General features: G+C 68.8%; 12 protein-coding genes. 11 read left to right on the forward strand and 1 reads right to left on the reverse strand.

The features are described 5' to 3' along the window. Positions 1 to 82 precede the first annotated feature (82 nt). Positions 83 to 268, forward strand: a complete 186-nt coding sequence (locus NL1_RS03220) for a hypothetical protein (protein ID WP_067834113.1) — start codon at positions 83 to 85, stop codon at positions 266 to 268. Between the two features lie 473 nt (positions 269 to 741). Next, positions 742 to 2196: a serine/threonine-protein kinase gene (locus NL1_RS03225; RefSeq protein ID WP_084510264.1), complete on the forward strand. Its 1455-nt coding sequence runs from the start codon at positions 742 to 744 to the stop codon at positions 2194 to 2196. A gap of 140 nt (positions 2197 to 2336) precedes the next feature. Here the strand turns inward: NL1_RS03225 and NL1_RS38700 are convergent, their stop codons facing one another. Next, positions 2337 to 2558 carry a hypothetical protein gene (locus NL1_RS38700; RefSeq protein ID WP_067834117.1) on the reverse strand — a complete coding sequence of 74 codons (222 nt, stop codon included), beginning with the start codon at positions 2556 to 2558 and terminating at the stop codon, positions 2337 to 2339. Between the two features lie 90 nt (positions 2559 to 2648). Between NL1_RS38700 and NL1_RS36165 the strand changes: the two genes are divergently transcribed. The 9 genes from NL1_RS36165 (at position 2649) to NL1_RS03275 (ending at position 24565) form a co-directional block, all read left to right on the forward strand. Next, the gene (locus NL1_RS36165) at positions 2649 to 4331 is read left to right on the forward strand and encodes an MmyB family transcriptional regulator (protein WP_084510265.1); all 1683 of its coding nucleotides are present in this window, start codon (positions 2649 to 2651) and stop codon (positions 4329 to 4331) included. 199 nt (positions 4332 to 4530) lie between these two features. After that, positions 4531 to 4815 carry an acyl carrier protein gene (locus NL1_RS03240; protein WP_067834119.1) on the forward strand — a complete coding sequence of 95 codons (285 nt, stop codon included), beginning with the start codon at positions 4531 to 4533 and terminating at the stop codon, positions 4813 to 4815. After that, positions 4812 to 5966, forward strand: coding sequence for an acyl-CoA dehydrogenase family protein (locus NL1_RS03245; RefSeq protein ID WP_245673066.1), 1155 nt, complete (start codon positions 4812 to 4814; stop codon positions 5964 to 5966). Before NL1_RS03240 ends, NL1_RS03245 begins: the two co-directional genes overlap by 4 nt. A 5-nt stretch (positions 5967 to 5971) precedes the next feature. Next, positions 5972 to 6979 carry a 3-oxoacyl-ACP synthase gene (locus tag NL1_RS03250; RefSeq protein WP_067834174.1) on the forward strand — a complete coding sequence of 336 codons (1008 nt, stop codon included), beginning with the start codon at positions 5972 to 5974 and terminating at the stop codon, positions 6977 to 6979. Beyond that, the gene (locus tag NL1_RS39230; protein ID WP_245673067.1) at positions 6976 to 9837 is read left to right on the forward strand and encodes an HAD-IIIC family phosphatase; all 2862 of its coding nucleotides are present in this window, start codon (positions 6976 to 6978) and stop codon (positions 9835 to 9837) included. Before NL1_RS03250 ends, NL1_RS39230 begins: the two co-directional genes overlap by 4 nt. Beyond that, a complete protein-coding gene (locus NL1_RS03260; RefSeq protein WP_245673068.1) occupies positions 9834 to 14282 on the forward strand; it encodes a condensation domain-containing protein in 4449 nt (1482 codons plus the stop codon). The genes NL1_RS39230 and NL1_RS03260 overlap by 4 nt, the downstream gene beginning before the upstream one ends. After that, a complete protein-coding gene (locus NL1_RS03265) occupies positions 14279 to 15133 on the forward strand; it encodes a 3-hydroxyacyl-CoA dehydrogenase family protein (RefSeq protein WP_169813571.1) in 855 nt (284 codons plus the stop codon). The genes NL1_RS03260 and NL1_RS03265 overlap by 4 nt, the downstream gene beginning before the upstream one ends. Next, positions 15120 to 20111 (forward strand): non-ribosomal peptide synthetase, encoded by a 4992-nt coding sequence (locus NL1_RS03270; RefSeq protein WP_067834123.1) that lies wholly within the window; start codon positions 15120 to 15122, stop codon positions 20109 to 20111. The genes NL1_RS03265 and NL1_RS03270 overlap by 14 nt, the downstream gene beginning before the upstream one ends. Next, positions 20108 to 24565, forward strand: a complete 4458-nt coding sequence (locus tag NL1_RS03275) for a non-ribosomal peptide synthetase (RefSeq protein WP_067834125.1) — start codon at positions 20108 to 20110, stop codon at positions 24563 to 24565. The genes NL1_RS03270 and NL1_RS03275 overlap by 4 nt, the downstream gene beginning before the upstream one ends. The last annotated feature ends 11 nt before the right edge of the window (positions 24566 to 24576 follow it).

The raw sequence follows: 24576 nt of genomic DNA on the forward strand, positions 1-24576 counted from the left end.
GTCAAACAGGGCGTTGGTCCGCTGCAGGCCTATATTGAAATTACGGCCGATAACAGATATGCGAAATGGAGATTGTTCCTCAATGGATCCCTACGCCCTCGCTGTCACGGTCAGCGCCACCGCGACCGGTGTAACAGCGTCTGTGGCTGGCGCCATCGCCAAGGTCGTTGTAACCAAGAACAAGATCAGACTCCTCCGCGAGGCCCTAAAGGATGTGTCGGGGGCGGAGCGTCCTGCAGTTCTTCAAGCGCTTGCTGAGGTTCTGTGAGCCTCGATCATCGGGTATTCGTCCTCGGCGCTAGCTGGAGTCGGACTGTGATCCGGCAATGCTCGGAGCATCCACCCATAGCCACTTACCGTGGCGGCAGAGTTCTGCGCGCCGAAGCGGAGTCACGTGTTTACCGCTTCGCGCAACCGGCTGACCTCCGGCAGCAACGCACGCTCATGCCGCCTATCGCGCGGTCAGACAGCCTGTCTGGCACCCGAAATGCCTCCTGGGCGCTGACTGAATCGGCCGACCCGGTTGGTGGTGGAACTGAGAGAGGAATTCTGAGCTGTTATTCGCGCTGCTCAGGCGACATGAAGTACGTAGCGCGCAGATCTGGAGTGAGAATCGCATGGTCGGCGAACCGCAGCGTCGTCAACGTTGTTGTGCAGGAGTCACTCTGGAAGAACAGGCCGCTGAGCTCTGGGTACGATGCAGGCCGGGCTGTATGGACCTTGGTAGTTTAAGGCAGGTTTGTGAGAACGATCGAGACGGCTGACGGAGCCGAGTGGACCTATGACGAGGCCGACATTATCGGTAGAGGTGGGGCCGGAGTGGTCTACCGCGGCGCCAGAGCGGACGGTTCGTCGGTTGCGGTCAAGGTAGTTGAGACCGGTTCCGGCGAGATCGCGCGCAAGATCCACAGTCGCGAGATCGAGATCGCGCAGAAGCTGCGGGCGGCAACCCGCCACGACCATCTTGTTCTGCACTATGGACACAAGATTGATGACGGCACCATCTGGATGGTCATGCCGCTCGCTGAACGCAGTTTGAAGGATTTGCTGCGCGAGCATGCCGTCTTTCCGACCTCCGACCGGATCGCCATCCTGCTCGACATCTGCGAGGGCCTGCAACAGCTCGCTGAGCTGTCGATCGTTCATCGAGACCTGACGCCGGGAAACGTGGTGTTCCTCGACGGCCGTTGGTGCCTCACAGACTTCGGTATCTCGCGGGACCTCACGGAGCACACGTCGACTTTCACCCGAAAAGGTGAAGGGACCTGGGAGTACCTGGCACCCGAGTATTTCTCGTCGGGTATCGCCACAGTCAGGACCGATTTGTATGCGCTTGGGGTGATTGCCTACGAAGTCTTCGCTGGCTTCAAGCCATTCGATGATCTCGACGGCGACGAGCTCCGGCGGAAGCAGTTGGAAGAGGCTCCGCCGCCATTGCCGGACGAGGTGCCGGAGCGGGTGAAGACGATCATCGTTCGCTTGCTGAGCAAAGACCCGGCGTCTCGTTTCGGTGATGCGCGTGCAGTGAGTGATGCCCTTGCTCGCGCGAGTAGGCCGGTCGAATCCGTTGTCCGTCGACGCTTGGCGGCGGTTGCACAGAAGTTCAGTGCACGCGAACTTGACGAGCAGGCTGAGTGTGCACGTCAGAACCGCCTCGCTGAGGAGATCAACCAGGATCGTGTTCGCTGTCTGCTTGACCTCGACACCCTCCTTGAGGAGGTGGCGGACATTTTGTGGGACGAACTCGGCGACGAGTTCGAGAAGTCGGAGTCACATAACGCCGATGGGTGCACGTGGGCATTGCGTTGGCGTGACCTGGCTCTGGTCGTTGGCGTGCAATTCGGCGGTGGAGTGCCATCGGATCCGACGTATCCATTGGTGGCAGGCGTGGTGACTACGGGTCAACAGCGCGCTGACGTCCCTGTTGATCTCATCACGACCGATGCTTGGGATTTCAACCTGGTGAATGTTCGTGAGCGGAATGGATGCCGCTGGGTACGGCGTCATTGGTACCAAACAGGGATGGATGAAACGGTCGTTCGTCCGCAGCGGCAGTGGCAACTCATTGCTGAACAGCATGCGCCCGGCCCGAAATCCCTCAACTACGTATGCTCTGACGAGCCTCTCGAACCGGAGATGATCGTGGACGCGTTCTCGGCGCTCATGCACCGACACCTGCCGAGCGGATCTGCATAACAGGACAGCCGCTGGGGCAACGCCTGCGCTGGAGTTGTCCACCGATCAGACGGACAAGACTGTCGGCCTGACCTACGCTTAGAAGCCCTATCAGGTTAGGTTGCTGAGTCGTCGCCAACAGATCAGTGCTGCACTGAGGTTCAGGAATCCGTAGTGGATGTCGGTGCGGCGTTCCCACCGGACGGCCAGGCGTCGGTACTGGTGGAGCAGGGCGATGGTTTGTTCCACGATCCAGCGGCGACGCGGGCAACGGCGTTGAGTGACTTCCCCTCGCCGTAAAGCTCGACGACCCAGCCGATCTCGGCCTCTGTCATCGGCTGGTAACGCATCTCGACACCGTGTTCGGCCACGATCTGCAGCAAGCCCGCGCGGCCTCGGCGTCAGCTGCAGGATCGTGTCAGTCCGCATCAGCTAGCAGGTAGTCCGCAGCTCCTGCTGTATGGAGTGCAGAGGTGGTACGACTCGCTGGGGTGAGCGTCGACTACTACGTGCGGCTCGAACAGGGCCGGATCGGCACCGTCTCCGAGGTAGTGCTGGATGCGGTCGCTAGTGCCCTCCGCCTCACCGATACCGAACGCGCGCATCTGTTCCGGCTGGTCGCCCGTCGACGGCCCGCGCGGGGCCGGGAACACCGTGCCCGGATCGATCCCGGTCTGCAACGCCTGCTCGACTCGTCGCCGACGACGCCCGCGCGTATCCTCGATCACCGGATGAACGTGGTGGCCGCCAACGACCTGTGTATCGGACTGTTCGCCGGTGTGGGCTGGGATCTGAGCGGTGAATCCAACGGTGCGCGACTGGTTTTCCTCGATCCGGCGGCCCGTGAGTTCTATCTCGAATGGGCCGAGAAGGTGGAGTCGATCGTCACCTACCTGCGGCTGGCCGCGGGCCGTCATCCCGGTGACAACGAATTGTCCTCTCTTGTAGGTGAATTCGCCGTCGCCAGCCCCGAGTTCGCCGCATTGTGGGGGACGCACCGGGTGGCGGAGAAGGGCAGCGGGACGATGCAGGTGTGCCACCCCGTGGTCGGGGTGATCACGCTGCTGTTCCACGGATTTCCGGTGCCCGGCGACACCGATCTCACCCTGGTCGCCTTCACCCCGGCCACGGCCGCCGACGAGGAGGCGATCCGCCTGCTCGGCAGCTGGATCGCACCGGATCCGTCACCGGACGAGAGGGAACCGGTTGTCGCGGAAGGTGATCCGGCCGTGCGGGCGCGACATCGGCTAGGGATCGGTCGAACAGTGCGGTCCCGGCGAAGCTCTCTGACGTGGCCGGTGGATTCTCTGCAATCCTGCACGATGATGCCTCGCTACGCCGAGTTGCACGAACTATTGCAGACGAATATCCCAGGTACCCAACAGCATTCGAGCGCCTCGGCGCGTCGAGATGCCGCGACAATATATCGACCGACTGTTACGGTCTTCGCGTCCAATAGCTTCAACGGGATGAGAACCGAAATGACAGTTGACGCAACTGATTCGACACCCACGGACGAAACGCCGCTGTGGTTGCAGGGCCGGGATGCCGTGGTCGCGGCCGCCGCGGCCGAGGACTGGCGCGACGGCGCACCGGACTACCGGCTGACCGATGAGATCGTGCCGCGGGAGCGAATCACCGAACACGCACCGGGATCGCTGGAAGCGATCGTCGAGGATCTGGTGCGGGTCTTCGAGATGGAGGTCTCGCACAAGAAGGATCCGGCGACCTGGGTGTCGCTGGTGGCCGAGCACTACCGTGGCCGTGTGAACGGCGGCCCCTGGCAGGATGCGGAGGAATTCGCGCGGATCGGCAGCTACAACATCCTGATCGGCGACAACCCCTACTATGAGGCCGCCGCCGAGACCTTCGAAAGCTCACACAAGATCTTCCACACCGCCTTCCCGAACGGCTTCTTCTGGGAGGTGCTGGAGGTGCTGTCCGGCCCGCCCACCGTCAGCTTCCGCTGGCGGCACTGGGGCAGCTACGACGGCCCGTACCGGGAGCACCAGCCCACCGGAGCGACGATCGAGATGTTCGGTGTCACGATCGCCAGGGTCAGTGAGGATCTGCGCATCCTCGAGCTCGAGCATTTCTACGACAACAACCAGCTGCTGAGCCCGCTGGCTCACGGCTGCCCGGTGTCCAAGTCCTGACTGCGCCTTCCGGATCGGGCGTGACGCTGAGCTCGTTCCGGGAGTTCAGGATTCGCGGCGCGGCGGCAGCTCCGCCGGGAGCACAACCGATCCCGGGGCGTCGGTGGCAGACGAATTGGGGGCATTCGCGGCGTAGCTCCAGCCGGTAGCTTTTCCGTCCGGGTATCCGGCGGTGATATCCGGCGAGGACGGGCAACAGATGAGCGACGAAGGCACCCCACCACATCCGGAGCTGGTGGAGCGGCTGGTACAGCATTTCAGCGTGGTCACGGCGACCAGGCTCGGACCGGACGACGACTATTTCGGTATGGGCCTGGTGAATTCGCTGCGCGCCCTGGAGATCGTCGCCTATCTCGAGCGCACCTACGACTTCGAGATCGACATCGACGACCTGGATCTGGACAACTTCCGGACCGCACGGCGGGCCGCCGCCTTCGTCACCCGCAAGTGCGGGACCGCCGTCGACAGCGGTACGAGCAGGTGAGCGACCTAGAGGCATTGCCGCAACCAGAAGCGTTGCTGCAACTAGAGGTATTGCTACACAGTGCCGATGCGGCCGCGGCCGCATGGGACAGCAGGGGCCTGCCGCGCGAGATGGTCACCGCCGCCGCGGAGGCGGGCGTGCTCGGGATGGACCGGCCGACGCGCTACGGCGGCCGTGGCGCGGACGCGCTGGCCACCGGCCGGATGGCCGCCGATCTGGGCGCGGTGTGCACGTCGCTGCGCTCGCTGTTCACGGTGCAGGGCATGGTCGCCGCGACCGTCGACCGCTGGGGTACCGCCGAGCAGCGCGCGTCCTGGCTGCCCGCGTTGACGGGTGGTGAGCTGGTCGCGGGTCTGGCGGCCACGGAAGCGGGTGCGGGCAGCGACCTTTCGGGAATCGCCACGTGGTTCACCGGGTCAGGGCCCGAGCGACGCGTGTCGGGCCGCAAGATGTGGGTCACCTTCGGGGCGCTGGCCGATGTCGTGCTGGTGACGGGATGCTCCGAAGACGGCCCCGTCGCCGCGCTGGTGGAGACCGGCCAGCCCGGCGTGGACGTGGAACCGGTAACCGATCAGCTGGGCATGCGTGGTGCGCGCATCGCGCACCTGACCTTCGATGCGGCACGGGTGCCCGCCGAAAACATCATCGCCCGTCCGGGTTTCGGCCTGTCGCACGTGCTGGGCACCGCACTCGACCACGGCAGGTACACGATCGCGTGGGGCTGCGCCGGGATGGCGCGGGCGTGCCTGACCGATGCCGCGGCACACGCGCACGACCGGAGGCAGAGCGGTGTCCGGCTCGCCGACCACCAGGCGGTGCGCGCCATGCTCGGGCGCAGCTGGGTGGATGTGGAGGCCGCGGAAGCACTGTGCGCCCGCGCGGCCCGCGACCGCATCGATCGCGAACCGACGGCGCAACTCACCACCATCGGCGCGAAGTACGCCGCCGCAGCGGCGGCCGCAGCCGCCAGTGAGCGCGCGGTGCAGATCCTCGGAGCCGCGGGCTGTGCTCCCGGCAGCCGGGCGGGCCGCTTCTATCGCGACGCCAAGATCATGCAGATCATCGAAGGCGCCCGCGAGGTCGCCGAACAGGATCTGGGGGAGTTCGTACTGCGGTCCGTCGGTGAATCACGCAGCGCGGCGGGGAGGTGATGTCGATGTCCTCGATCTGCGTCGGTCCGGTGTCGACCGCGTTTCCCGAATCCTCCGTCGCGGTAGCCGATCTCGCCGAGCTGTCGGAACTGCCGCCCGCTCGACGTGCGCACGCACTGTCCCTCGGCATCGATGGCGTGCGCTGCGCCGAGGACGACGCCGAGCACGACCTCGCCGCCGAGGCGGCGCGCGACGCTCTCGATCGCGCGGGGTTGGCGGCCGAGGAACTCGACGCCATGCTGGTCGTCGGCGGGCGCGCACCGCGTTACCTGCTCGCCTCCGAGGCCACCCGTCTTCAGCAGCGGCTCGGCGCGGATCGCGCGTTCGTCGCCGGGGTCGGCGAGCTCGGGTGCGTGTCGATCTCGGCCGCGTTCACGCTGGCGGCGGCACTGCTCCGCGGCGACGAACGGTGCCGCACAGTGCTCGTCGTGGCCGCGGCGACCGCGCCGACGCGATTCCGCTACCGCGCGCCGATGACGGTCCTGGGCGACGGAGCTGCGGCCGTGCTGCTCTCCACCGGTCGCGGCGGCCGGTACCAGCTGGTCGATCATCAGGTGCGCAGCGACGGCCGCTACGCGGACCTGTTCCGGATCGACTACCGCGACGTGCCGTGGCGGCAGTGGCGTGAGACCTGCGCCGACGAGGCCGCCTACAGCTTCCGGCTCGCGGTCGAGAGCCGCAAACGTCTCACGGCGCTGAACACCGAGGTGCTGTCCCGCAACGGATTACGGCTCGACGACATGGGTTCGGTCCTGATGCAGAATCTTTCGGCCGGTGCGTTCGCTTTCTGGGAGGAGGCGCTCGGCATAGGCATCGATCCGGCCTGTCACCGCAATCTCGCCGCGTTCGGGCACCTCGGATCGGTGGATATGCTCGTCAACCTCGACCTCGCGGCGCAGACTCGCGCGCCAGGGGATCATGTTCTGCTGCTGAACAGCAGCCCGGTTGCGGCATGGAGCACCAGCCTGCTGCGGCGGCTGCCGGACCGCGATCTCGAAGGGACGCTGTCGTGAACGCGGTCGTGAAATGTCTGGTCTGGGATCTGGACGACACCCTGTGGGACGGCGTCGTGCTGGAGGGCGATGCCGGCGCGCCGCATCCGGAAGCCCGCAGGGCGCTGCGGCTGCTCGACGAACGCGGCATCGTGCACGCGGTCGCCAGCCGCGGCGAGCCTGCTCCGGCGCTGGCGCACCTGTCGGCGCACGGCCTGGATGAGATGTTCTGTGCGACGCAGATCGGCTGGGATGCCAAATCCGAAGCGGTGCACAGGATCGCGGAGACGCTGAACATCGGGCTGGACTCCATCGCCTTCGTCGACAACGATCCGGTCGAACGCGCCGAGGTGTCCGCCGCGTTGCCGCAGGTCCGCTGCTATGCCGCCGAGGATCTGGCGGGACTGCCGGATCTGGCGGAGTTCAGCCCGGCGGTGGTCACCGGGGATGCGCGCGAACGCAGGAAACGCTATCGCGCCGAAGCGCTTCGACGTACCAGCGCGCAGTCCTTCGCCGGATCGAACACAGAATTCCTGCTCGAACTCGGGCTGGTACTGACCGTGCGACGGGCGCGCGAGGCGGATCTCGAACGCGCGCACGAACTCACGGTGCGCACGCATCAGCTCAACACCACCGGCCGCACCTTCGACATCGAGCAGTTGCGCGCGCTGAGCGCCTCCGCCACCCACGAGGTGCTGATCGCGACCCTGCGGGACCGGTTCGGTGAGTACGGCGCGATCGGGCTCACGGTCACTGAGATCCGTGGCACGGATTCGGTACTGCTGCTGATGCTCATGTCCTGCCGGGTGATGTCGCGCGGGGTCGGCGGCGCGCTGCTGGCACATCTGATCGACCGCGCGAGCGCACGCGGACAGCGCTGCGTCGCGGAGTTCGTGCCGACCGAGGTCAACCGGGTCATGCTCGTCACGCTGCGCTTCGCCGGATTCGCCGTGCTGGAACCGGGTTCGGACATCGTGCTGCTCGGACACGACGGGCGGACCGCAGTGCCGAACACCGCCCATGTGCTCGTGCGGTCGGCTGATGCGCCGACACCGCCGGGGGATCTGATCACCGGTCTGCTGCGCCGAGCCGAGCAGTTCCCGGACCGGATCGCGCTGATTTCCGGCGACGACACCCTCACCTATCGCGAACTCGACACCCGCACAGCGGATCTCGCCGGGAGACTTGTCGGGGCCGGGGTGCGTCCCGGCGAGGTGGTGCTGTGTCTTTTGCGGCAGGACGCGTGGACGGTCGTGGCGATGCTGGCCGCGCTGCGCGCCGGAGCGGCCTGGTGCCTGATCGAACCCGGGCGGGCCGGGGCGCAGCTAAGTGCACTGATCGACGACATACCCTGCACGGCAGTCGTTTTCGACGAGCACGCACCGCGGACGTCGATCGACGACGTGCAAACGCTGCTCGCGCCCGCGGCGAACCGACCCGCTCTGGTCGCGCTGGGCACGACCTCACCGATCGGCCCGCTGCCCGCACCGCCACCAGCGTCAGCGCCCGCCTACGTGATCACCACCTCCGGATCGACCGGCGCCCCCAAGGCCGTCGTGGTCAGCCGCGGCAATCTCGCGGCGATGATCTCCGGACGCGACTATCCGTGCACCGACGGCGAATTGGTCACCCTGTCGACCTGTCCGCTCACCGCGGACGCCGCACTGCTGTTCAGTCCGTGGGCGCTCACCCGGGGCGGCACCGTGGTGGTGCCGACCCATCGGGAACTCCCCGACGCGGCCGCGGTCGGCGCTCTCGCGGATCGGCACCGGGTCAGTCATCTCATCGCCACGCCGTCCTACTACCGGCTGCTGCTGCCCCGGCTAGCTGGGTCGCCCACCCCGCCGACGGTGGTCGCCCTCGCCGGGGAGGCGCTGTCCGCGTCATTGGCCACGCGGCACCGCGACCTGCTCCCGGACACCGTGCTGATGAACGAGTACGGCCCCACCGAGGCGACCGTGACCTGCGTGTGGCACGTCGTCACCGAGACCGCGGTGGTGCCGATCGGTACACCGCTGCCGGGCAATACGGCGCAGGTGCTCGGACCGCAGCTGACAGCCGTAATCGACGGCGGCACAGGCGAACTGTATCTCGGCGGTGACCAGATCACCCTCGGCTACGCCGCCCGTCCCGGGCTCACAGCCACCCGTTTCGTCGCCGACCCGTTCGCCGTCGAACCCGGCGCGCGGATGTATCGCACCGGCGATCTCGCGCGGCTCACCGCCGCGGGCGACATCGACTTCCTCGGCCGCGCCGACGGGCAGGTGCAGATCCGCGGCGCACGGGTGGAACGCCAGGCGGTGGAGGCGGTGCTGGAGACCCATCCCGGGGTCGCACACGCGGTGACGGTGATCCGCACCGGCCGCGACGACATCGATGAACTCGTCGCATTCATCGTGCCCGCCGACGCCACCGCACCACCCGGACGCCGTGAGCTGGCTCGGCACTGCGCCGAACGGCTGTCGCCGATGGAGGTGCCGAGCCGGTTCGTGCCGATCGACACGATTCCGATCGCCGCGGCGGGCAAACTCGACGAGGCCATCCTGCTGGCTCGGGCAGACGACCCGCCGCTGCCGGGTCCCTCGCGCCACGACTGGACGCCCGAACAGCGCGAGATCGCCGAAATATGGTCCGCCGCACTCGAACACAACGATTTCGACCTCGACGAGTCGTTCTTCGAGGTCGGCGGCAACTCGCACCGGGTAGTCGTGCTGCATCTGCTGATGGAGCAGTGGCGGCCGGGCGCGGTTCGCGTCGGTCAGCTGTTCGACCTGCGCACCGTCCGCGACCAGGCCGACGCTCTCGCTGCGGGCGCAACCATCGCCGCGGAGTCCATCGAATCTTCCGTACCCGTCTCCACTCGAGCCTTCGAGCTGTGACCCCTCAGGAGCACACCTTGCCGGACCCCGGCACCCCTGACCTCGCCTTCGCGCGGAACACCGACATCGCGATCGTCGGCATCGGCGCGCGTTTCCCGGAGGCCGCCGACCTCGCGGAATTCCGGGCCAACCTGGCCGCCGGGCGCGATTCGGTGGGACCGATGCCGCCAGGACGGATCGCGGCCACCGGCCTGGACGACACCGTCACCTACCTGCCCATGGGGCACCTCGCCGAGATCGACGGCTTCGACTACCGCTTCTTCGACCTCTCCCGCAGGGAGGCGAGCGTCATGGATCCGCAGCAGCGGCTCGCCCTCGTGCTGGCCCAGCGCGCGATCGAGGACGCCGGATACACCACCGACCGGCTGGCCCGCTCGGTCACCGCCGTCGCGCTGAGTGCCGCGCAATCGAGCTATCACTCCGCCGCGGTGGACCCGGGTCCGTTGAGTCTGCTCGGCAACGCCACCTTCGCGGGCCCGGCGCGGATCGCGCATCGGTTCGGGTTCACCGGCGCCTGCTTCGGCGTCGACAGCGGATGCAACAGCGCACTCGTCGCGGTACATCAGGCATGCCGCGAATTACGCAGCGGCGACGCCGATTACGCGCTGGCCGGAGGTGTGACCGTGCGGGTGCACGGCTCCCCGTCCTGGGGTGGGTCGACCTTCTCCGAGATCATGTCGCCCAGCGGCGTCTGCCGCGCCTTCGACGCCGACGCCGACGGCACCGTGAACGGGGAGGGTGGTGCGATACTGCTGCTCACCACGGTGGGCCGGGCGCTGGCCGACGGCGCTCCAATCCACGCGGTGATCCGCGGCAGCGCGACCCGGCACAACGGAGCGGCCGCCGCCACCATCAGCACACCGAGCGCCACCGCCCAGAGCGCCGTGATCAGGAAAGCGTGGGAAACGGCCGGACTCGACCCGCGCGCGGCAGGCTACCTCGAAACCCACGGGTCGGGCACCCGGCTCGGTGACGCGGTGGAACTGGAGTCGATCACCACCGTCTTCGGCGACGGTCCCGGGCTGCCGATCGGCTCGGTGAAGACGAACATCGGTCATCTCGACCACGCCTCGGGCATCGCGGGTCTGGTGAAGGCGGTGCTGAGCGTGTCGGAGGCGCAGCTGTATCCGTCACTGCACTTCACCCGTGCGACGGGCGGATTCGATCTGGCGGCCGCCGGTATCGAGGTGCTCACCGAGAGCCGTTCGTGGACCGGTGATGCGGTGCGCGCCGCCGGAGTCAGCTCGTTCAGCCTGGGTGGCAGCATCGCGCACTGCGTGGTGTCGCAGGCCCCGCCGGTCCCCGCCGCACCGCCGTCACACCGCGCCCGGTTGATCGGTGTCTCCGCGCGGACCCCCGAGGCGCTGAGCGAGCTGTGCATCCGGCTCGCCGAGGCGGTGCGCACCACCTCCGCATCGCTGGACGAGGTGGCCGCCACGCTTACGCTCGGCCGCGACCACTACGCCTACCGTGCCGCCGTGATCGCCTCCGACACAGCGGAACTCGCCGATACGCTGGACAAGGCAGCGGTGGGCGTCCATCGCACACCGACCGTGCCGCGCGTGGTGCTGCTGTTGTCTCCCGACGCCATCCCGGTCGGTTCCGCAGCGTCGGCGGCCGCGCAGCGCACCGAATTGCCCGACCAGTTGCCCGCCACGGGTACGACAGCGAGGGTGCTCGCCGGGCAGCTCGCTGTGCACGAGCGGCTCACCGCCTGCGGCATCCCGCTCGCGGCGCTGCTGAGCGCGGGATCGTCCCGATTCGCCGCCCGGTATTTGCTCGGCTCCCGGGACCGGGTCGACCCGGACGAACTCGCCGACACACCACCCACGATCGACCGCGACCGACTGCTCGGCGCCGTGCGAACCCTCATGGCCGACGGTCCGGTGGTGTTCGTGGAACCGAGCCGGGACGGCAGGCTGGGCGCGCTCGTCGCCGAGGCTGTTCCCGAGGCCGAGATCGTCTCCGCCACAACCGATACCGCCGATCTGGACGAACTGCTGGGCCAGCTCTACGAATACGGCGTCGACCTCGACTGGACCGCCATTGCGCCCGTCGATGCTCGACGGGTCCGTCTGCCGGGGCATCCGATGTTCGAATCACGCTGCTGGGTCGACCTGCCCCGCACCACCGCGCCCGCACCCGCGCGGGCCGCCGCGCCCGCCGCACCGCCGGACCACTCCGATCCGGTGGAGTGGCTGCGCCGCACTCTCGCCGAGCTGCTGTACACCGACGACGAGATCGCCGAGGACGCCGACTATTTCGCTCTCGGCGGCAATTCGCTGATCGCGGTCCAGCTGGTGGACCGGATCGAGGAGACCTACGGTTTCCGGCCGAAACTGCTGGATGTGTACGAGCGCCCGCGCGTGGCCGATTTCGCGGAACTTCTCGCAGGCGGGCGCGTCGGCAGCGCCGAGCGCGCGCCTGTTCCGGCGCTGGTCGCCCACGACGAACCGGTCATGTCCTCGGGGCAGGAACGCATGTGGTTCCACCACCAGTTCGATCCGCACACGACGCTGTACAACTACCCGGTCGTGCAGCTGTTGCGCGGACCGATCGACCTGGAGGCGCTGCACGGCACCTTCAACGATCTCGTCCAGCGTCACGAGACCCTGCGGTACAACTTCGCCGAAGTGGACGGCGTCGCGGTGCTGCGCATCCGCGATCGGCTGGACGACTACTTCCGCCGCGTCGACGTCTCGGCCGAACCCGATCCGCTCGCCGCGGCCCGCGCCCTCGTGCACGCCGCCGCCAAGGAACCGTTCGACCTGGCCGAGGACGCCCTGCTGCGGGTATTGGTCATCACCGTGGGACCCGATACCCACGTCCTGCAATTGACCTGCCATCACGCCGTCACCGACGGTGCGACACCGGTGATCCTCGGTCGCGAACTGCCGGAACTGTACGCCGCACGGCGCGAAGGCCGGCCGCACCGCCTGCCCGCGCTGCCCATCCGCTACCGCGACTACGCGGCCTGGCATCGCGCGCTGCTGGCGAGTTCGGCGCTCGACCACGAACTCGACTACTGGCGTGACACTCTCGCCGACGCCCCGCCGCTGCGGCTGCCCACGGATTTCCCGCGACCCGCTCGCAAAACCTACGTCGGCGACCTGCATCCGTTCACCATCCCGGCGGCGCTGCTCACCGACCTGCGGGCGCTGGCGGGCCGCGAATCGGTCTCGCTGTTCGTCGTCCTGCTCAGCGCGTTCTATCTGACCCTCGCGCGATACAGCGGACAGCGCGACATCGTCGTCGGCACGCCGACCACCGGACGCGGCAGACGCGAATTCCAGGATCTGATCGGATATTTCAACAGCACGGTCGCCCTGCGCACCGACTTCAGCGGCGATACTGCGCTGCCCGACCTGCTGACCCGGGTGCGCTCGGTCATCTTCGGTGCGCTCGAACACCAGGAGATCCCGTTCGACCGCGTGGTCAACGCCCTGGTGCGACAGCGCGACCTGTCGCGGACCCCGCTGTTCGATGTGCTCTACATTCACCAGGTCACGCCACCGATGGAGCGGATCGACGAGGCGGGCGCGGAACTGTTCGATCTCGATCACGCCGCGGGCAACGAATTCGGCGGATTGCCCACCGGCACCGCGAAATTCGACCTCACGCTGGTGACCTTCGAATACACCGACGACGTCCCGCGCGATATCGGCGCGTGCCTCGAATTCAGTACCGAGTTGTTCACCGCGCAGACGGTGGCCGCGATCGGCGACGCCTTCCTGGAGATCCTGGCGGCGATGGTGGCGGACACCGGCGCGCCACCGGTCGCGGCGTTGATCGCCGGAGCGCAGTGGGGCGCGGATGCGACGGAGTCGATCCCCACCGACCGTCCGCGGACCGGTACCTCGAGTTACCACCACGAAACGATCACGCGTGCAATCGATCTGGAACGGCTCGGTGCTGCTGCGCGCGATGCCGCAGTGCTCGACGCCCCGCTCGATGCCGCTCCTCTCGACACCGACCAGTTCGATGCGCTGGTCGACGCCGCACTGTTCGACGCCTACGTAGTGCTGCTCGGCTGGTACAGCGGTGGCGATCGATTGCGTATCGGCCTGCCCGACTCTCCCGAGGGCGAGCATCGGGACGGCATCGTGACGATTCGCCCGGACACGACATGGCGAAGACTGCGCGACAACCCGCCCGAATCGGCAACGGGAGCAGGCACAGCGCCCCTGCGGTACGTCGGCCGCACGCCGGACTCGGCGCTTCCGCCATGGGACACCGCGCCCGAACTCGCCCTCTCGTGGACGCGGCACCCCGCAGCGCTGCACCTGCACTACGCGACCGAACTGTTCGACCGGTCCTCGGCCGAGGCCATCACGGACGAACTCGTCGCGCTCGCGGCGGCCGCGCTCGACAGACCGGACGAGCCGGTGCACGACACCGTCACGGGCATCGAATCATTCGTCGAGGAAAAGGAGATCCACCCGTGACCGCACAGCACCGGGTCGGCGTGGTCGGCGCGGGCACCATGGGCGCGGGCATCGCCCAGTGCGCGGCCGAAGCTGGCATGTCCGTGACCGTGATCGATCCCGACCCCGCGGCCGCCGAGCGGGCGCGACGGAGCATCCGCGCGACGCTGCGTTCGAGCGTGCTGCTCGGCCGGGGTCCGCGCTCCGGTGAGCTCACCGAGATCAGCGACCGCATCCGGTGGTCGGAGCGCATCGAGGATCTGGGCGACACCACCTTCGTCATCGAATCCGTCACCGAGCGAGTCGAACTCAAGTACGCCGTGTTCGCCGAACTCGACCGGACGTGCCCGCCGTCGGCCGTCTTCGCCTCCGGCACCTCCGCCATCCCCATCGCGGATCTGGCCGCACACACCGGCAGGCCGGAGCGCATGCTCGGGCTGCATTTCATGAATCCCGCGCCGCTGACCGAAGCCGTGGAGGTGATCACCACCGCGCAGACCGCGCCCGACACCCTCACCACCGCACTCGATTTCCTCGCCGCACTCGGCAAGCGCGGCATCGTGGTGGGTGACGGTCCCGGATTCGTCATCAACCGGGTGCTCATGCTCGCCATCGCCGAGGCCGCCGCGATCACCGAATCCGGCACCGACGCCGCCACGGTGGACGCCTTGTTCGAGGGCTGTCTGGGGCATCGGATGGGGCCGTTGCGCACCGCGGATCTGATCGGCCTCGACAATGTGGCCGACACCCTCGCCGTCCTGCGGGACGCCACCGGCGACGGCCACTACCGCGTGCCGGACGCGCTGGCGGGCCTGGTCAGGGACGGCCATCTGGGCCGCAAGTCGGGACGGGGATTCCATGCGTACCCGTGAGGCGAGCGAGTCCGAGTACGCGCTGGAGCAGACGCCGGGACTCGGTGCGCTGGCGCGGCGCAGCGGGGGCGGGACAGCGGCGGTCGTGCTGGCCGGGCTGGCGGTCTACACGCATCGCCGCACGGGCGCGGCCGAGGTAGTCGTCGGCTACCGGTCCGGGACGCAGGACATCGAGATCCGTGTGACGGTCGGGGCGCGGGACAACTTCCGCGCCGTCACGGCACAGGTCGGATCGCTGCTGCGGCAGCGTGAAGCCGCAGCCGCGGAGGGGGAGTGCCCGACCGTCGTTCACCACGAGGACGGCTGGCAGATCGGCGTTCCCGAGGCCGAATTGCCGGTGTTCACAAGGAGTTTCACCCGGCTGGTCGCCGAGCCCGCCGAACCGGTGGGCAGCTTCGACCTCACCACCGACGAGGAACGCGCGCGCATCCTGCGCCGTGGCGGCCCGACACGCGACCGCGACCCCCATGCCACCACGCTGACCGGTTTCGAGTCCTTCGCGCGCCGGTCACCCGAGGCGATCGCGCTGGTGCACGGCGCGGAGCAGGTCACCTACGGTGAGCTCGATGCCCGCGCGAATCGTTTGGCGCGCAGCCTGATCCGTCGCGGCGTAGGCCCCGACACCGTGGTGGGTGTGGCGATGGCGCGTTCGGTCGAAGCCATCGTCGCGGTGTACGCCGTGCTGAAGGCGGGCGGCGCCTATCTGCCGCTGGAACCCGGTCACCCGGCCGAACGGCTCGAGCGCATCCTGACGGTGGCTCGGCCGCTGCTGGTGCTGAGCACGCGGGCCGACGGATTCGCCAGCGCGACAGCACCCGTCGCCTACCTCGACGAAGCGGGTGACGAGGAAGACGACGGCACCCCGGTGCGCGATGCCGAGCGACGCGCTCCACTGCGACCCGGCCATCTCGCCTATCTGATGTTCACCTCCGGCTCGACCGGCGTGCCCAAAGGCGTCGCCGTGCCGCACGCGGCGGTGGTGGCGCACCTGGGGTGGATGACCGAGCACCTCGACCTCGACGAGACCGACACCGTCCTGCAGAAGACGCCGGTCACCTTCGACGTCTCCCTCTGGGAGCTGTTCTGGCCCATGAGTATCGGGGCGAAGCTGGCCATCGCTCCGCCGTCCGCACACACCGATCCGGCCGAACTGACCAGGGTGATCGCCGCGCACGCGGTGACCACCCTCCAATTCGTGCCCTCGACCCTGAGCAACCATCTCAACGTGGTCTCCGGCTTCCCGGCCTGCGTTCGTCGCGTGCTGACCATCGGCGAAACCCTCACGCCCGCACTCGCACACCGGTTCGGCGCGGCCACTCCCGCGCGCCTGCACAACCTCTACGGGCCGACCGAGGCCACCGGCGCCGTCACGGGATATCCGGTGAGCGTGCGGGATTCGGCGGCGATCCCGATCGGCTCGGTCGCGTCCGACACCCGGGCATACGTGCTCGACTCCCGGCTGCGCCCGGTGCCCGATGGCTTGCCGGGAGAACTGTATCTAGCGGGCGCGCAACTGGCGCGGTGCTATCAGGGCGATCCCGCCCGCACGGCCGATCGCTTCGTCGCCGACCCCTTCGAGCCCGGCGAGCGGCTGTACCGCACCGGCGACATCGTGCGCTGGAATGCTGCGACCGAACTGCTGGAATACCAGGGCAGAGCCGATTTTCAGGTCAAACGCCACGGCGTGCGCATCGAACTCGGCGAGGTGGAGGCCGCGCTGTCGGCGTGCGCCACGGTCGCCCAAGCGGTCGCGACGCTGCGTCCCGACGGCAGGCTCCTCGGCTACGTTGTCCCGGTAGCCGGAGCCACCTGCACCTGCACCGGCGACGCACTGCGCACGGAATTGTCCGGTGCGTTGCCCGCGGCCATGATCCCCGACGACATCGTCGTGCTCGACGCGTTCCCCGCCACGGCGGCGGGCAAGGTGGACCGGGCGGCGCTGCCCGAACCGGCGCCGCGGCACACGCCGTATCGTGCGCCGTCGACACCGGTGGAGCAGACCGTGGCCGAAGTGTTCGCGCAGGTGCTCGGCCGGGAGCGCGTCGGCACCGACGAATCGTTCTTCGCCATGGGCGGCGACAGCGTCATGTCGATTCTCCTTGTCTCCCGCGCGAAGTCGCGGGGCGTGTACTTCACCCCCGCGCAGGTCTTCGAACAGCGCACGGTCGCCGGACTGGCCTCGATCGCCACCACCGGAGCGCCCGAACGGCGGGTACTCGCCGAACTTCCGGGTGCCGGTGTGGGGGAGATGCCGCCGAATCCGGCCGTGCTCTCGCTGATCGAGCGCGCCGAATCCGGCGGTGTGCCGTTCGACCGGTACGCCCAGCACATGGTGCTGGACCTGCCCGCGGGCATCACCGCGACAACGCTGCGGCGCGTGCTCAGGGCAGTGGCCGAACAGCACGACATGCTGCGTGCACGGCTGTACCGCGACGCAGGCGGCGAGTGGCGGCTGTTCGCCGACGCCCCCGAATCGTTCGACCCGGCTTCGGTACTGAGCCGCGTCGACATCTCGGCCGCCGACGACGCCGAAGTGGCGGCGACCCTCGCGCGCGAGACGGACACCGCGATCGGCCGCCTCGATCCGGCGAACGGTGCTGTGCTGCACTGTGTCTGGCTCGATCGTGGTGCGGGAGAACGCGGTGGACTCCTCGTTGTGGTGATCCACCACATCGCGGTGGACGGCGTGTCCTGGCGCATCCTGATCCCGGACTTCGTCGCGGCGTGGGCACAGGTGGAGTCGGGCCGGTCGCCGCGCCTGCCCGCCGGGGGCACCTCCGCGCGGCGGTGGGCGCACGCGCTGCGCGAAAAGGCGGACGATGCACAGCATCTCGCCGAAGCCGACCAGTGGCGAGCGCTGCTGCGCGGGCCGGATCCGCTGTTCACCGATCGTCCGCTCGACCCGCGCATCGATGTGTCGTCCACGCTGCGTCGCATCTCCCTCGAATTCGACGAGGCGACGACCTCCGCCGTCGTGTCAGAATTGCCGCCGCGCTACGGCACGGACACCAACACCATCCTGCTGACCGCGGTGACCCTCGCGATGGTCGCGTGGCGTGGTGATCACGGCTCGGTGGTCCCCATCCGGATGGAATCCCACGGCAGGCACACCGATCTCGTGCCAGGCGCCGATCTCTCACGCACGGTCGGCTGGTTCACCGCGGCCTTCCCGTGCCGCTTCGATCTGGACGGAATCGACACCGCGGACGCGATCGAGGGCGGACCAGCCCTCGCCGATGCGGTGAAAACCGTGAAGGAACAACTGCTTTCGGTGCCCGGTGGTGGGATCGGCTACGGACTGCTTCGCTACTTCGGCGCGGGCGCCGACCTGCCCGCCGAGACCACGCAACTGTCCTTCACCTACTTGGGCGCGATCTCCGCGGCGAACGGCCCGTGGCTGCCCGCCACGCTCACGAACACGCCGCATCCGGTCGACTCCGGACTGCCCGCCGACACGTCCCTCGCGATCGACACCGCGGTGATCGGCGATCGGCTCACGGCGGGCTTCTCCTTCCCCGGCGGCCTGATCGGGCCCGACCGCGTCCGCGCCTTCGCCGATCTGTTCGGGACGGTCCTGCGCGCCCTCGCGTGGCACGCGACCGATCCCGCAGCGGGCGGGTGGACACCCTCGGATTTCGCGCCCGCCGGTCTGCGCCAGTCCGAAATCGACCGGTGGGAGCGCCGCTACGGCCGGTTGTGCGATATCCGAGCCCTCACACCGATTCAGGAGAAGTTCGCCGCACTCGCACCTTCGGCCCCCGGCGCCTCGGAGATCCACACCCTCCAGGTGGTGCTGACCTGCACGGGAATCCCCGATCTCGCACGGTTGCGCGCCGCCGCCCAGTACGTCGTCGACCGGCACTCGTCGCTGCGGGCCGCTTTCGTCCGCGACGGTGGCGGCCAGTGGCGTCAGCTCATCACCAAGACGGCGCCGATAGAGGTCAGGGAAGTCGACCTACGCGAGCGCGGCACAGACCCGGACGACATCCTGGCCGAGGAACAGGTGCGCCCGTTCGACCTGGAGACGCCGCCGCTCATTCGGTTCCTGCTGATCAGGACAGGGGAGCGCCGATGGGTACTGTCGGTGACCAACCATCGGCTCCTGCTCGACGGCTGGTCCGCGCCGATCCTGATGCGAAACCTGTTGAGCGCCTTCGCGCTCGGTGTAGACGTGCCCGGCGACGTGGACGACGGATTCGCCACCTTCCTGCGCTGGCGGGCCGCGCAAGACCGCGAACCCGCCGCCGCGGCGTGGCGGAATGCCCTGGACGATCTCGCCGCGCCGACCCTCGTCGCCGCGCCGGGCGCCGCACCGCGCGATCCGGCACGGTCCCACGCCGAACACGTCGTGACGCTGACGGCCGCGCGGACCGCCGCGCTGTCCCGCTGCGCCGCCGCCTGCGGCGTCACGCTGAACACCGTCTTGCAGTACGCGTGGGCGTCGGTGCTGGGGGATCTCACCGGAAACGACGATGTCGTCTTCGGCACGGTGGTCTCCGGGCGGCCCGCGAGCATCCCGGGCGTCGACGCCATGGTCGGCTCGTTCATCAACACCGTCCCGGTGCGGGTGCGCCGTCGTCGCGGCGAGCCGATCGGCGCGCGATTGCGCGCGGTGCAAGCCGAACAGGCGACGCTGCTCGACCATCACCATCTCGGCCTTGCCGAGATCGAAGACGCGGCAGGCGTTCCTGTGCGTGGCTGGTTCGACACACTGCTGGTCTTCGAGTCGTATCCGGTCGACATCGCGCCGACCCCCATCACGGTGGGCGACCTGGTGCTGACCGACCTGCGGTCGCGAGAGATCACCCTGTTCCCGCTCACCGCAACGGTGTGGCCGCGCGAACAGCTGACGGTGGCACTGAACTGGCACCGCGATCTGCTCGCCGACGATCTGCCGCGCCGGGTGATCACCCGGCTGGAAGCCGAACTCGAACGGCTCGCGACCCTGCCCGGCGACGGCGCGAACGGAGTGAAATGACGCAGACGCCGGATCACCGGACCGACTACCCGCTGACCGTCGCGCAGCAGGAGATCTGGGCCTACACCACCCTGTACGGAGCCGATCATCGCTATCTCGTCGACGGCTACGTCCACCTGCGCGGCCGGATCGATCCCGGCCTGTTCGAACGCGCGCTGCGCGGTGTCGTCGCCGCCGCAGAGACCTTGCGCGTCCGGCTCGACACCGGCGGCCCGGAACCACGGCAGGTGGTCGAGGAGTGTGCCGAATGGTCTTTGCACCGAGGCGATTTCGGTGACGAATCCGATCCCGTTGCGGCGGCGCTCGCATATCTGCGCGCCGCGCCGCCCACCTTCGACCTGAACGTCGCACCGCTCTTCGATCACCATCTGCTCGACCTCGGTGCGGCGGGACATCTCTGGGGCATCCGCGCCCACCACATCGTCTTCGACGGCGGCGCGTCACTGGCTTTCATCCGGGCGGTGGCCCGCGCCTACTCCGCGTTGCTCGCCGGCGAACCCGCGCCGGACGTCGCCGATACCGTCACCGAGTACGTCGAGCAGGATCAGCGGTATCGCGCCTCGCGCCGGTTCGCCGACGACCGCGCGTTCTGGTCCGGACGGTTGGCCGGGCTGCCCGACGCTCCGATGTTCGCCCACCCGCCCGTCGCAACCGGTGCGTCCGGACCCCTCCGGCACTCCGGCCGTCCGGGCGACGACGAATGGCGAGAATTCCTCGGTGCCGCAGACCGATTCGGCGTCGGCTGGCCCGCTCTGCTGGCCGCGACCATCGCGCTCTTGCTGCACGCCGACTCGGGTGCGCGGACCGTGGTCCTCGGTCTGCCGGTGCCTGCCAAACGATCCTGGCGCGAGCTCGGTATGACCTCGAACGTCGTCGGTCTGCGACTCGAGGTCGACCCCGGCGCGTCCATCGGCGCGCTCGCCAGGGCGGCGCAGGCGGAGCTGCGAACGGTGCTGCGCCACCAGCACTATCGGCGATTCGACCTGCTCGCCGACGGCGCCTCACCGGGCGGCGATCACCGGATCACCGGCCCGATGCTCAACATCCTGCCGATTCCCCCGGACATCCACTTCGGCGACGTGCTCGCCACACTGATCCCGGTATCCACCGGATCCACCGAGGCCTTCGGCATCGGCGTCTACCTCGGCGACGGTCCGCCGCGCATCGATATGGACACCACCGCCGATCGGTGCGATGCCGAGGCACTGGCGAGTCTGCACGGCCGCTTCCTGACCGCCATGAACGAGGTCGCCGCGGCCTCGGGGGACACACCCGCCGGGCGGCTCGCGTCGGCGCCCGCAGTCGGCGCGTCGCGCAGCCCGCACGAGGATCCGACGGGCGCCACCGATCGCGGTATCGCGGAGGTCTTCCATTCGGTCGCACGCAGGTTCCCCGAACGCAATGCGCTCTGGTACGAGGGGGAGCACATCACCTACCGCGAATTGGCGGTCCGCGCCGAACGATTCGCCTACCATCTCGCTTCTCGGCACAGTGTCCGCCTCGGTACACCGGTCGGTGTGCGGCTGCCGCGCACCCCGGAGCTGGTCGTCGCGACGCTGGCACTGATGCGGCTCGGCGCGATCTGCGTCCCGCTGCACGAGCAGGATCCGCCCGACCGTGTCGCCTGGACGCTGGCACACACCGGCGCCGAACTCGTCCTCGACGACAATGCGTTGGTGCGGGCCGTCGCGCGGTCCGATGGGCCGGTCCTGACCACACCGGTCGACTCGGTGCCCGCCGACGCGGCGGCCTGGCTGATGTTCACGTCGGGGTCGACGGGCGCGCCGAAAGGCGTGCTCGCCACGCACCGCGCGATGGTGACCCGCGCCATCGACCGGATCGCCGCGGGCCCGGAATACGCACGGATGTTGATGCATTCGCCGTATGCCTGGGACATGGTCGTCTGGGAACTCTGGATGCCGTTGTTGCAGGGGCACACCGCGGTGATCGCGACACCGGACCGGCTCGGGGCCGAGGACTTCCGTCACGTCCTGCGGGAGGGGGAGGTCACGGCGATGCTGTTGGCGGCCGGGCTGTTTCAGGTGCTGGTCGACGACATACCGGAAAGCCTCGCGCGGCTGCGCACGGTATCGAGCGCCGGTGACATCCTGGCTCCCGATACCGTGCGGGCGATGCGCGCGGCGGCGCCCGACATCTCCATCGTCAACATCTACGGGCCGGTGGAGGCGACCGCGTACGCCACCGCCTACTCGATTCCGACCGGACCGCTGCCCGACGAGGCGATTCCGGTGGGCCGAGCCGTAGACCACACCGACATAGTCGTCCTCGACGCGTTGCTACGCCCGGTGCCGCCGGGCATGGTCGGCGAAATCTATCTGACCGGCGCGGGCCTGGCGCGGGGATACCACCGGATGCCCGGCCGCACCGCGACGGCGTTCACCGCCAATCCCTTCGGCGCACCGGGATCACGGATGTATCGCACCGGCGATCAAGGCAGCTGGGGCGCCGACGGCACGCTGCGGTTCCTCGGCCGCGGTGACCGGCAGGTCAAGGTCAACGGCATCCGCGTGGAGCCCGGCGAGATCGAACACGCGATCCGCGCCATGCCCGGGGTCACCGCGGCGGTCGTCACCGCGCATCGGATGGCGGCGGGCAAAACCTTGGTCGCCCACGTCGTCGCCGTCGAGCCGATCGACACCGCCGTCATGCGGACCCGGCTCGCACGGGTCCTGCCCGCCTACCTGCTGCCCGCCGTGATCGTGCAGATTCCGGCGCTGCCGCTGACCGTCAACGGCAAGATCGACCGCCGAGCTCTGACCATGCCCACCTCGGCGGCCGCGGATCCGCCGCGGACACCGCGCCAGCAGATCCTGGCCGGGCTCTTCGCCGATGCCATCGGGCAGCAGCGGGTCGGCCTGGCAGACGACTTCTTCCGTATCGGCGGGAACTCGCTGGCGGCCATCCGGCTCGCGGCGTCGGCGAGCCGGACCTTCGGCGTCGTCGTGAGCCTGCGCGACCTGCTCGACGCACCTTCCGTCGCCGCGCTGGAACGGTGCATCGCCGAGCGCGGCGGTGATCTCAGTGCCGTCGACCGGGAACCGGTGGGCATCGCGTATCGGGCGAGCGACGGCAACGCCTCCCCGCCGGACGACGCGATTCCGCTCGCGCCGAGCCAGCAGCGACTGTGGACGGTCAACTATCTCAGCGAGGGCGCGGCCGACTATTTGATGCCCGCCGCCGTGGACCTGATCGGGCCGCTCGACCACGCGGCCGTGCGGTCGGCGGTCGGCGATGTGGTGCGCAGGCACGAGATACTGCGAACCACACTGCCTTTCACCGCTGCCGGTCCGGTCCAGCGGATCGCGGCATTCGATCCGGACGCCATCGACTACCGTGAGATCACCGACGTCGAGGGCCTGAACCGGTCGCTGGAGCGGGAGATGGCCCGCGGTTTCACGCTGCTCACCGAGGCACCGATCCGGGTGCGGCTGTATCGGCTGACGCCCGCCCATCATGTCCTGCTCGTGGTGCTGCATCACAGCGCGGGCGACGCCGAGTCGCTGGCGCTGCTGGTGCGCGAACTCGAATTCGCCTACCTGGCACGCGCGGAGGGGGCGGCGCCCAGCTGGCCGACACCTCCGGTCCAGTTCGCCGATTACGTCCGGTGGCTGCGCGACCACGGCGGCGATCCCGCCGACGACCGGTCCGACCAAGCGCGGTACTGGCGTGACACGCTCGCCGGATTGGAATACAGCCCGCCGTTGGCCGTCGACCACCCGAGGGCGGCCGCCGAGGGATATCCGGCCGCGGCGCTGCCGTTCACCCTCGACGCGGCCGCCCACGCCGGTGTGCTGGACACAGCCCGCCGCTGCGGTGCGACCACCTACGCCGTCCTGCACACGGCCCTCGTGTACGCGCTCACCGACCTAGGCGCCGGGCCCGATCTGGTCATCGGCACGGCGCTGAGCGGACGCGATCGCCCCGAACTCGACACGATGCTCGGCTGCGCCGCCGACATCGTGCTCATCCGCACCGACCGCACCGCCGCCCCGACCGCTCGACAGCTGATCACTCAGATCCGCGATCGAGTCCTGGAGGCCCACGAGAACAAGCGATATCCGTTCGAGCGATCCATCACCGCGCACACCGGACCCGACCGGCCGCTGCCTCAGATCGTCACCACCTTCTTCCGCGACATCCCGGTGGCGGGCCGCGCCGGGGACATCGAGGTCCGACTGCGCGAATTACCACCCCAGCGAGCCGAATTCGAGATGCTGATCCAACTCGGAGAGACCGTCGGCCCGCACGGCGAACCGGACGGCATCCACGGCGAGATCCGCTACGCCGCACCACTGTGGGATCCCGCGACCGTCACCGCGCTCGCGCACGGCCTGCACTCCGCGCTCACCGCACTGTGCACCGACCTCGAGTCCGACCCCGGCGGCCCTACGTTCCGCCCAGGTCGAGCACCTCGTGGAGTCGCGACAGGGTGATCGTCCAGCCG

The organism is Nocardia lijiangensis NBRC 108240, assembly GCF_001613045.1.
GTDB lineage: Bacteria > Actinomycetota > Actinomycetes > Mycobacteriales > Mycobacteriaceae > Nocardia > Nocardia lijiangensis.

Excerpts from the sequence above, each read along its gene's own strand:
- NL1_RS03220 (WP_067834113.1), top strand. The coding sequence starts at position 83 with ATGGATCCCTACGCCCTCGCTGTCACGGTCAGCGCCACCGCGACCGGT.
- NL1_RS03240 (WP_067834119.1), top strand. The coding sequence starts at position 4,531 with ATGAGCGACGAAGGCACCCCACCACATCCGGAGCTGGTGGAGCGGCTG.
- NL1_RS03250 (WP_067834174.1), top strand. The coding sequence starts at position 5,972 with ATGTCCTCGATCTGCGTCGGTCCGGTGTCGACCGCGTTTCCCGAATCC.
- NL1_RS03270 (WP_067834123.1), top strand. The coding sequence starts at position 15,120 with ATGCGTACCCGTGAGGCGAGCGAGTCCGAGTACGCGCTGGAGCAGACG.
- NL1_RS03275 (WP_067834125.1), top strand. The coding sequence starts at position 20,108 with ATGACGCAGACGCCGGATCACCGGACCGACTACCCGCTGACCGTCGCG.